General features: G+C 68.3%; 10 protein-coding genes. 5 read left to right on the top strand and 5 right to left on the bottom strand.

Annotated elements, in window-relative coordinates; all coding sequences use genetic code 11:
* Positions 1-3: 3 nt before the first annotated feature.
* Positions 4-699, bottom strand: coding sequence for a DUF1684 domain-containing protein (locus ACESK8_RS17535; RefSeq protein ID WP_372969779.1), 696 nt, complete (start codon positions 697-699; stop codon positions 4-6).
* Positions 700-744: 45 nt separating this feature from the next.
* Positions 745-1,389: a TetR/AcrR family transcriptional regulator gene (locus tag ACESK8_RS17540; protein WP_372969780.1), complete on the bottom strand. Its 645-nt coding sequence runs from the start codon at positions 1,387-1,389 to the stop codon at positions 745-747.
* Between the two features lie 63 nt (positions 1,390-1,452).
* Here ACESK8_RS17540 and ACESK8_RS17545 point away from each other — a divergent pair, with 63 nt between their 5' ends.
* Entirely contained in the window at positions 1,453-2,769 is a 1,317-nt protein-coding gene (locus ACESK8_RS17545; RefSeq protein WP_372969781.1) for a glycosyltransferase, read from the top strand.
* A gap of 304 nt (positions 2,770-3,073) precedes the next feature.
* Here the strand turns inward: ACESK8_RS17545 and ACESK8_RS17550 are convergent, their stop codons facing one another.
* Together ACESK8_RS17550 and ACESK8_RS17555 are read right to left on the bottom strand one after the other, a co-directional pair.
* On the bottom strand, positions 3,074-4,201 hold the full coding sequence (locus ACESK8_RS17550) for a hypothetical protein (RefSeq protein ID WP_372969782.1): 1,128 nt from the start codon (positions 4,199-4,201) through the stop codon (positions 3,074-3,076).
* Complete coding sequence (locus ACESK8_RS17555; protein ID WP_372969783.1) at positions 4,198-5,169, bottom strand: hypothetical protein; 972 nt, start codon at positions 5,167-5,169, stop codon at positions 4,198-4,200. Before ACESK8_RS17555 ends, ACESK8_RS17550 begins: the two co-directional genes overlap by 4 nt.
* A 207-nt stretch (positions 5,170-5,376) precedes the next feature.
* Here ACESK8_RS17555 and ACESK8_RS17560 point away from each other — a divergent pair, with 207 nt between their 5' ends.
* Entirely contained in the window at positions 5,377-5,736 is a 360-nt protein-coding gene (locus ACESK8_RS17560) for a hypothetical protein (RefSeq protein ID WP_372969784.1), read from the top strand.
* A gap of 21 nt (positions 5,737-5,757) precedes the next feature.
* Here the strand turns inward: ACESK8_RS17560 and ACESK8_RS17565 are convergent, their stop codons facing one another.
* A complete protein-coding gene (locus ACESK8_RS17565) occupies positions 5,758-6,369 on the bottom strand; it encodes an Lrp/AsnC family transcriptional regulator (RefSeq protein ID WP_372969785.1) in 612 nt (203 codons plus the stop codon).
* Between the two features lie 124 nt (positions 6,370-6,493).
* Here ACESK8_RS17565 and ACESK8_RS17570 point away from each other — a divergent pair, with 124 nt between their 5' ends.
* The 3 genes from ACESK8_RS17570 to ACESK8_RS17580 form a co-directional block, all read left to right on the top strand.
* The gene (locus ACESK8_RS17570) at positions 6,494-8,080 is read left to right on the top strand and encodes an ABC transporter substrate-binding protein (protein WP_372969786.1); all 1,587 of its coding nucleotides are present in this window, start codon (positions 6,494-6,496) and stop codon (positions 8,078-8,080) included.
* Between the two features lie 14 nt (positions 8,081-8,094).
* Positions 8,095-9,156 (top strand): ABC transporter permease, encoded by a 1,062-nt coding sequence (locus ACESK8_RS17575; protein WP_372969787.1) that lies wholly within the window; start codon positions 8,095-8,097, stop codon positions 9,154-9,156.
* Positions 9,153-9,611 (top strand): ABC transporter permease (locus tag ACESK8_RS17580; protein ID WP_372969788.1); only part of this gene is annotated, 459 nt, incomplete at its 3' end. The genes ACESK8_RS17575 and ACESK8_RS17580, both read left to right, overlap by 4 nt.

The raw sequence follows: 9,611 nt of genomic DNA on the forward strand, positions 1-9,611 counted from the left end.
GCGTCACGCCGCGTAGATGTCGAAGCCGTCGCGGAAGACGACGTTCTTCTCGCCTGCTCGGATAGGCAGGGGGAAGCGGTTGGATGCCGGCGGCAGCGGGCAGTTGTACTGGGCGCTGAATCCGCAGGGTGGCACGAACGCGCGGTTGAAATCGAGGGTCACATCGCCCTCGTCATCGCGCAGCTGCACGAACAGGAAGCGGCCGGATCCGTAGGTCTCCGAGCCGTTGGTCTCGTCGCCGAACACCAGCAGCAGGGTGCCGCCGTCGTCGAAGGCGGCGAGGGTGTACTCGCGTCCGTCGAGCTCGAGGTGGATGTCGCCGGGGACCGCCAGCTCGCGGGTGCCGCCGTTGTCGCGGATGTGCTCGAACGGCACCGTGCGGGCACCGGCGACGGGGGTGAAGCGTCCCTTCAGCACCCAGGCCGGGTCGTAGTCATACGTGTCGATGCGGTCGAACGCCCGGATCGCCGGGGAATCGGCATCCCAGAAGCGGAGTCCGTACTCGGCCTCGCCGGTGTCAATGTCCGTGCGTCGGAGGGCGGTCACCGTCACGGAGTCCGCTGCGGCCTGTCGCTCGGCATCCACGTCGGGACGCCCGCCCGTCCAACGGGTCTCGACGAGGGCGAGGTTGCCGGTCGCAGAGGTGACGGAGGCGCGGCGCTCGGCCTGCCACTGGCTGTGGGATTCGCGTTCAGACATCGCCTTCCATTCTCTTGCATGCAGAAGGCGGTGGGGCCGTCGACGTCACTCGGGGTAATGCCCGCACTCGATGAGCACCCCGCGGCGCACCCACGCGATGTATCGCTCCTCGGACCATCCGGACTGGGCGACGAGCTGCTGGTAGCTCTCGGGAGAGAGGAGGAAGGAGATCGCCTCGGCCGCGGCATCCGGATCGGGCAGGTCGGCGGCGATCCCGCGTCCGACCAGCTCCTCGACGAGGCGGGCGAGGTCGGCTCGTCGATGTTCGAGCATGCCCCGCAGAGCGCCGTCGACGAGGGGATCCGACAGAGCGGCGCCCAGCAGCACCGTCCACAGCGCATGACCGCGCGCGTTGGCCGTCGTTATCCGCGACAGCACGGCGTCGAGGAACCCGGCGTCCGGGACGTCGAGCACTCCCGACGCCACTTCGGTGTCGGTCAGCGTCTCCGCGCCTTCGGAGCCGGAGAATGTGACCTCGAATGCGGCGATGAGCAGTTCCGCCTTCGACGCCGAGGTCTTCACGGTCTCGGCCGAGACTCCGGCCTCGCGGGCGATCGCAGCGATCGTGGTGGCCTGGTACCCCTGAGAGGCGAAGAGCCGGGAGGCGGCCGAGACGATCCGAGTCCGTGTCTCCTTCGCTTGACGAGCGCGCAGCTCGGATCGATAAGCACGAGGGGCGGACTCATTCATTGACTTTCCTAACAGGGTGATGAATACTTCGGTGGTAAATCCAATCTTAGAGAGAGAACCGCCATGTCGAACTACCTCATCACCTGCACCCCGGCACACGGGCACGTGATGCCGTTGCTGCAGATCGCACGCCACCTGATCGCTCGAGGCGACAGCGTGTCGTTCCTCACCAGTCCTCGATACGCCGAGCAGGTGCAGAAGGCGGGTGCGCGCCTCCTGCCCCTGCCGGCTGACGCCGATGTCGACCTCGACGACGCCGACGGCGCGTTCCCCGAACGCGCCGGGCTGACCGGACCCGCCGCCATCCGCTTCGACATGAGCAACCTCTTCGTCCGCCCGGGGGCGGCTCAGCTCGCCGCCGTGCGGACCGCGCTCGCCGCCGGTCACGTCGACGCGGTGCTCACCGAGCCCCTGTTCATCGGCGCGGCTCTGCTGCAGAGACTGCCGAGAGAGCAGCGCCCGCCGGTCGTGGTGCTCGGGATCTTCCCGCTCGGAGCGAGGAGCCGGGATGCCGCGCCCTTCGGGCTCGGCGTGACACCGCTGCCCGGCCCGGTCGGACGTCTGCGCAACGCCATCCTTCGCCTGATCGCCGAGAAGGCGATCTTCGGGGCCGTGCAGCGTGAAGCCGATGCGGTCGCGCGGCGCGAGGTCGGGCGTCCTCTGGGTGGCTTCGTCCTCGACTGGGCGGGGCGTGCCGATGCGTACGTGCAGTTCACCGTGCCCGAGTTCGAGTACCCCCGCTCCGACCTGCCGGACACCGTGCGGTTCGTGGGACCTCTGCCGTCCCCGGCATCCGATCAGAGCCTGCCCGAGTGGTGGGCCGACCTCGACGCCGAGCGCCCGGTGGTGCATGTCACCCAGGGCACGATCGCGAACGCCGACTTCACGCAGCTCGTGATCCCGACGATCACCGCGCTCGCCGGATCCGACGCTCTCGTGGTGGTCTCGACCGGTGGTCGCGAGGTCTCGGCGCTTCCGGCCGAGCTGCCCGCGAACGTGCGCGTGGCCGAGTACCTGCCGTACGACCTCCTGCTGCCGCGGATCGATCTGCTCGTGACGAACGGCGGCTACGGGGGAGTGCAGCAGGCGCTCCGACACGGTGTGCCGATCGTGGTCGCCGGTCAGACAGAGGACAAGGTCGAGGTGTCCGCACGTGTCGGCTGGTCCGGCTCGGGCGTGAATCTGCGCACGAACTCCCCGACCCCCGACCAGGTCCGCAGGGCGGTCACGCAGGTGCTGGGGAACGAGGCGTATCGCGAGAAGGCGCGGACGATCGGCACCGCGATGCGCGAGGCTGATGCCTGGCGGTCGCTCGCAGAGGTCCTCGATGCCGTCCGCGTGGGCTTTTCGCCGACTCGTCGTTTCGAGAGCGTGGACTGAGGCCCGGGCCGAGGATGCACGAATGTCGCGTCGCAAAGGGCTTAGGAACCCTCATTTCGCACGTTTCTGGACCGGATGCAACGCGTTCGGTCGACTCTCTTCGACGCAATGGTATGCAACGTATACCGGTATACCATTACTCGTATACGCGCAGAGTCGTCAGTCCCCAGCTGACCCGCGCGTGTGGACGGTTCGACCGTCCTGCGGAGAAGGAGTCAGATCCTTCTCGGATCCCGAGGGGGGATGGGGTGGGCAGCTGATCCCCAGTCAGCACCCACCCCCACACTCTCCCTCGGGCCTGACCTCAGAGCGATCGGGACCAGATCCAGAACGCCGCGATCCCGATCACGAACAGGATCGGGATCCACTGCACGCTGCGCTTCAGGCGTCGGCCCTGCTGCGCGACGCCTGGCGGAGGCGAGAGCAGCCCCGCCGGTGGGGCGAACGGTAGCCGGTCGCTCGCCTCGTGCGGCGCCACGGGAGACGCAGCGGATGCCGTCGGACTCTCGAGCAGCAGTCGGTCGTCACGCCACCGGGCCCACTGATCGAACTTCGTGATCAGCGCGCCGACCGCGCCGAACAGCCACGCCCAGGTCGCCGGATCCAGCGTCGAGACCTTGCGCTGCGTGTAGAGGAACACCCAGTCGTCGACGATCTCGACGTCGAGCTCCGCGGCGTTGTCGATGAAGCGCGCCATGATGTCGGGGCTGAACAGATAGAGGGCGTCGCGCTCGTAGCCCTCGGGGCAGTACAGCGTGAAGTACTGGTCGAAGTCGCCCTCGAGCGAGAGGCGCTGCTCCTTCTGGAAGGATGCGGGCAGGTTCGACCCGAAGCCGTTGTTGCCCTTGGCGTCGAGGACGATGTTGGGCAGGGGCACGTCGAGCTTCACGGCGACGTATCCCCAGCGGTAGGTCGTGGAGTTCTTCCCCGAGCGCACCGTGTACTGGTAGTTGCCGAACTCGACGAAGCGCGGCCTCGTGCCCCGCACCAGATCCGTCGACAGGCGCGAGCTGCCGAGGCTGAAGATCATCCCGGGCAGCGACGGCGAGGCGACTCTTCCTTCATAGGACATGCCGTTGGCCTGTGCGAAGCGGTTCAGGCGGTACCTGGTCTCGCGCGCACGGCGCCATCCGATCACCCCGATGACGCCTCCGACGAAGGCGGCACCGCAGAAGAGAAGGAGGCCGATCGTCGCGATCCCCGACCCGCCGGGCGTCGTGAACATGCTGACGACGGTCATCACGAGCACCGGCACGGCGATCGCTGCGATCAGCACCATGATCACGATGGCGATCACGGACGACAGTGAGGTCTCGGACGCCCCCCGCGACTTCAGCTCGGCGGCGAAGGCGCTGACCGCCTTCGGGTCGACGGGGTCGGTCAGCGGAGCGGCGTCGAAGGACGGGCCGGATCGGGGCTGCGGCGCGGTCACCGGTTCACCTCGTCGGACTCCCACGTGAGCTCTGCGTTCTCCGGGATGGGGAACGCCTCCAGCCGGTCGTCGGCGCAGATCTCGGCGATGAGCTCGGCACTCCCCGCCACGATCGTGGAGTCGTAGTCGATCTCGCTCACGAGGACCCAGGCGCGGTCGTCGGGCCACAGCATGCTGGGGCTCTGTGCCGCAGGGGGGAAGCCGTGCTCCTCGGCCGGCAGATCCCGCCACGGCACGTCCCGCACCCAGTCCGGGCGGGCGAACGCGCTCGGCGCGCCGCGGAACAGCACGTGGTCGCGGTTCGGCAGTCGGAGCCTGGGCCCCTCCGAGATCTCGCGCGACAGGATCCCCTCCTGCCAGGTCGGCTTGCGGAAGACATTGTTGAACGGGTCGTGGATGCTGCGATCCAGCATCGCCTGGTGCTGCGGGTCATCGCTGAACGTGAGGAACGCGCGCGACGGTCCGTGGCCCAGGTGACCGAGAAGTGCGCCCTGACCCTCCCAGAGCGCGACGAATCCGGCATCCGGAGTGCTCGTGTGGCCGACGAGATGCGCGGTGATGGTGGCGAGGAGCTCCGGCGACACCTCGCCGTCCATCGGCGCGGTGAACTCCCGACCGTCGGGGGAGATGCGCTGGTTCCAGTCCTCGCCCGGAGGTGTCCGCACGATGCGCTGCCACTGCGCGAGGGGATGCAGGGTCGTACCGAACGCGGATGCGGTCTCGGCCCACGTCGCGGGCGCGTCGATGAGGCGATCGAAGATCGCCTGCCGCTCCGCCGGCGTCATCGCGTCGTACTCGTCGTGCGTCGGCACCGGGCGGTCGGGCAGCGACCGTACGGCCGCGGGGTGCAGGATGCGCGCGTAGGCGGGGAAGCCCTGCGGGACCACGACGTGCATCGTCTCGCCCCACCCCGCATCGAGCCGCTCGCGAAGCCAGTCGCCGGCCGAGGTGTCAGAGGTCCACTGCATGCGACCCACGGTACCGGGGGCCGATCACATCACCCGGGGACGCGGCGGAGGAACGGGGATGCGACGGCGGTGAGGGTACAGACGAAAACGACTCGGGCCCGGGTGCTCTCGGCGGATTCGTCTCGCACTCACCACCCCGCGGGTCGCCCGTCCAGACGCTTCTCGGCGCCGCGTGAGCAGGGCCCCGACGCCCTCCATAATCGGAGGGTGAGCTCGACTGCAACGATCCCCTCCCTCGACGGCCGCCGCTTCCTGATGGTCTCGTCGACCACCTCCGCCGTGGACCCGGCGTCACCCAGCGAGTTCGTCTACTGGGAGCGCGACGGCGCGATCTGGGGAGAGTACTCGGGGGACACCGTGACCTTCGGCCGGTTCGTCGGCACGCGCACGGAAGACACCATCTGGGTCTCGTTCGTGCACGTGCTCGTGGCCGACGGCAGCGTGGTCACGGGCGACGGCGAGAGCCAGCTCGAACTCACGGATGACGGCCGTATCCGCCTCGTCGAGCACTACGAGATGCACGGACTGCCGCAGCTGAGCGTCTGCGAAGAGGCCGCAGCCGCCTGACGACTCGTCCTGACGCGCGGGTCAGCGCGGCGGCAGCGTGTCGCGACCGGGGGTCGCCGGCGTCCACCGGGTCATGCCCAGCGGCGTCGCGAGGTCACGCTCCGGCAGGTCGCTCGGCAGCAGGTACGACCGACGGATGACCTCGTCGAGCACCACAACACTGACGACCGTGCGCACCTCGGGCAGCTGGGCGATGACGCCGGTGGTGAACTCGTGCACCCCGCTCACGTCGACAGCGCGGATCAGCAGCATCGCGTCGTGCTCGCCGGTCGTGATGGCGCACCATTCGACGTCCGGCATCTCGAGCACGCTCTCTCGGAACGACGCCCACGCCTGCGGGTGCACCGTGACGAACACGAGCGCGCCGATCGAGAGGCCGGCCTTGGACTGATCGACCCGAGCGCTGAAGCCCGTGATCACCCCGTCCTGCATCAGCGACTCGACCCGCGTGTACGCATTGGCGCGCGAGATGCCCACGGTCTCGGCCAGCGCGGCGATCGAAATGCGACCGTTATCACGCAGCGTCTCGAGGATTCTGTATCCGATGTCGTCCAATGGAGCGGCACTTCGTCCAGATTGCCTCACGGCTTCATCGCTCTTGGTGGACACAATGCTCCTCACGGACAGGCTCATGGACAGACTGTGATCACGTCTGCATTCTTGCTGGACACATAGTCCCATACAATGCGAATCTGATCACCGGTCGTCCACCCGGCGTCGACCGAACCCGTGAAACTCCTCGCCCCTGGAGGCCCCCATGTCGTCACGTCGCAGCACGTCCGTCATCGCGATCGGAGCCGTCTCGCTCCTCGCTCTCGCTGGTTGCTCCGGTGGCAACTCGGCGAACAACGGCGGAGATTCCTCCGGTTCCGACTCGCTGGTCATCGACACCGCGTTCTCGATCGAGACCGCAGACCCCGGTCACACGTACGACCCGACCGGGAACATGATCGCCAAGGCCCTCTATGAGACGCTCGTCGACTTCGAGGGATCTGACGTCTCGACCCCGGTCCCCGGCCTCGCCTCGTGGGAGCAGAACGACGAGGCGACGGAGTTCACCTTCACGCTCGAGGGCGACCGCGTCTTCTCGGACGGCACGCCGATCGAGGCCAAGGACGTCGTCTTCACCCTGCAGCGCATCCAGGGCATGACCGAGGCCAAGCCGAACTTCCTCCTCGGCGGGCTCACCATCACCGAGGTCGACGAGAAGACCATCTCGATCACTTCCGAGACGCCGCTGCTGCAGCTTCCCGCGATCCTCGCCAACCCGGCGCTGGGCATCGTGAACTCCGACGTCGTGATCGAGAACGGCGGCACCACCGACGGCACCGACAGCGCGCAGAAGTTCCTCGACGGCACCTCTGCGGGTTCGGGTCCGTTCGTCCTCGACACGCTCGACCTCTCCTCGCAGGTCGTCCTGACCAAGAGCGATGAGTACGACGGCGACGAGAAGGCCGCCTACGACCGCGTCGTGGTGCGCAACGTCTCGGAGAGCGCCACGCAGCTCGCCAACCTCAAGGGCGGCGACTCGATGGTCGCGATGGATCTGAACGGCGACCAGGTCTCGGGCCTCGGCGACGGACTGAACGTCGACTCCGTGCCGTCGGGCCAGACCATCTTCCTGCTGCTCAACCAGTCCGAGGCCGTCGCGGGTGACCTCGCCAACGTGAAGATCGCCGAGGCGATCCGCTACGCGCTCGACTACGACGCGCTGCTGGAGCTCGCGGGTGCGGGCGCCGTGCAGGCGACCGGTGTCATCCCGCCCGGATTCGAGGGCGCCCTGGACAGCGGTGTGGAGCAGGACCTCGACAAGTCGAAGGCCGCTCTCGCCGAGGCCGGCTACACGGGTCAGACCCTGAAGCTGCAGTTCCCGAACGACTACCCGGTCGGCGGCGTGGAGTTCACCCCGCTCGCCGAGCGCGTCCAGGCTCAGCTCGAGGATGCCGGTATCGCCGTCGAACTCGCGCCGGCCCCCTTCGCCACCGAGCTCGACGCGTACGTCAACGGCACCGAGGGCTTCGGCCTGTGGTTCTGGGGTCCTGACTACGCCGACTCCGCCAACTTCCTGCCGTTCGCTCCCGGACTCAAGGTCGGCCTGCGCGCCGGCTGGGCTGCCGAGGCGAACCCCGAGATCGCGGGCATCGCGGCCGGTGCCGCCGCCGCGACCGACGAGGCCCAGCGCAGCGAGGCATTCACCTCCTTCGCCGAGGCGATGCAGGCCGAGGGCCCCTTCGTGCCGCTGATCGTCCCCGGCCGCAACATCGCCACGGCGGATGCCGTCTCCGGCGCCGTGTACAACTCGGTGTGGGAGATGGACATCGCCGAGATCACGCCCGCCGGCTGATCGGGAGCTGACTCATGACGACGGTGGCCGTGCGACGGCAGGCACAGCGTCGCAGGTCGCCGCTCGTCGGATACCTGCTGCGCCGGATCGGCACTTCGCTGCTCCTTCTCGTGGGGGTCACGATCGTGACCTTCGCACTGACGAACCTCGTGCCCGGCGACCCCGTGTCGGCGGCGCTGGGTGAGGGAGCATCGCAGAACCCGGCGACACGTGAGGCGTTCATCAAGGCCCAGGGCCTCGATCAGCCTCTCTTCGTGCAGTACTTCATCTACATGGGGAACCTGCTCCGCGGGGACCTCGGCACATCGCTGGTGACCGGGCGACCGGTCACCAGCGACCTGGCCACCGCCGTGCCGGCGACGATCGAGATCGCGATCGGCGCCATCATCCTCAGCCTCGCGGTGAGTGTGGTGCTCGGGACGCTCGCCGCCTACCGTCGCGGACTCGTCACCGATCAGGTGATCCGCATCGTGACGCTGATCGGCCTGAGCGTGCCGACGTTCTGGCTCGCGCTGGTCAGCTTCTACGTGTTCTTCCTCGAGCTGCGGATCGCCCCAGGATCCGGACGCATCTCGCCGTCCATCACGCCGCCGCCCCGCATCACCGGGCTCTACACGGTCGACTACCTGCTCAACGGCGACGGCGTCGGATTCGCGGATGCGCTCGCGCACCTCGCTCTGCCGGTGATGGTGCTCTCGCTCGTGACGATCGGTCTGCTCACCCGCTTCATCCGCACCTCGGTGCTCGAGGTGCTCGGCAGCGACTACGTGCGCGCTGCCCGGGCGAAGGGCCTTCCCGCGATGCGCGTGATCCTCGACTACGTCCTGCGCGGGGCCTCCCTTCCGATCCTCACCGTCGTCGGTGTCGCGTTCGGCTCCCTGCTGTCCGGCACCGTGCTCGTCGAATCGGTGTTCGCGTGGCCGGGCCTCGGCACCTACGCCTACAACTCGGCGGCGAACCTCGACCTGCCGGGCATCATGGGCGTGGGTCTGGTCGTCGGCGTCATCTACCTCCTCATCAACTTCGTCGTCGACCTCCTCTACGGCGTCCTCGACCCGAGAGTGAGGATCGCATGAGCCGCATCGACTCGGCATCCGGTCCCTGGCGCTTCCGCTTCCGGTGGCCGCGAGCCTGGCGCACACCGCTCGGCGTGATCGGCACCGTGATCGCGGGCGCCTGGATCATCGTCGCGTTCACCGCACAGTGGTGGGTGCCGTACGGCCCCAACGCCCAGGTGCTGCCGCGCCTGCAGGAGCCAGGGATCGACACCCTGCTCGGCACGGACGGCAACGGCCGCGACATCTTCTCGCGACTGATGACGGGTGCGACGGTGAGCCTTCCGCTCGCGCTCATGCTCGTGATCGCCGCGATGATCATCGGTACCGTGGTCGGCGCCGTCGCCGGCTACTTCGGCGGCTGGGTCGACGAGACGCTGATGCGCATCACCGACCTGTTCATGGCGTTCCCGACCGTCATCCTCGCGATGGTGGTGGCGGCATCCCTCGGCCCGTCGCTGTTCAACGCGGTGATC

This window comes from Microbacterium sp., from assembly GCF_041641055.1.
GTDB lineage: Bacteria > Actinomycetota > Actinomycetes > Actinomycetales > Microbacteriaceae > Microbacterium.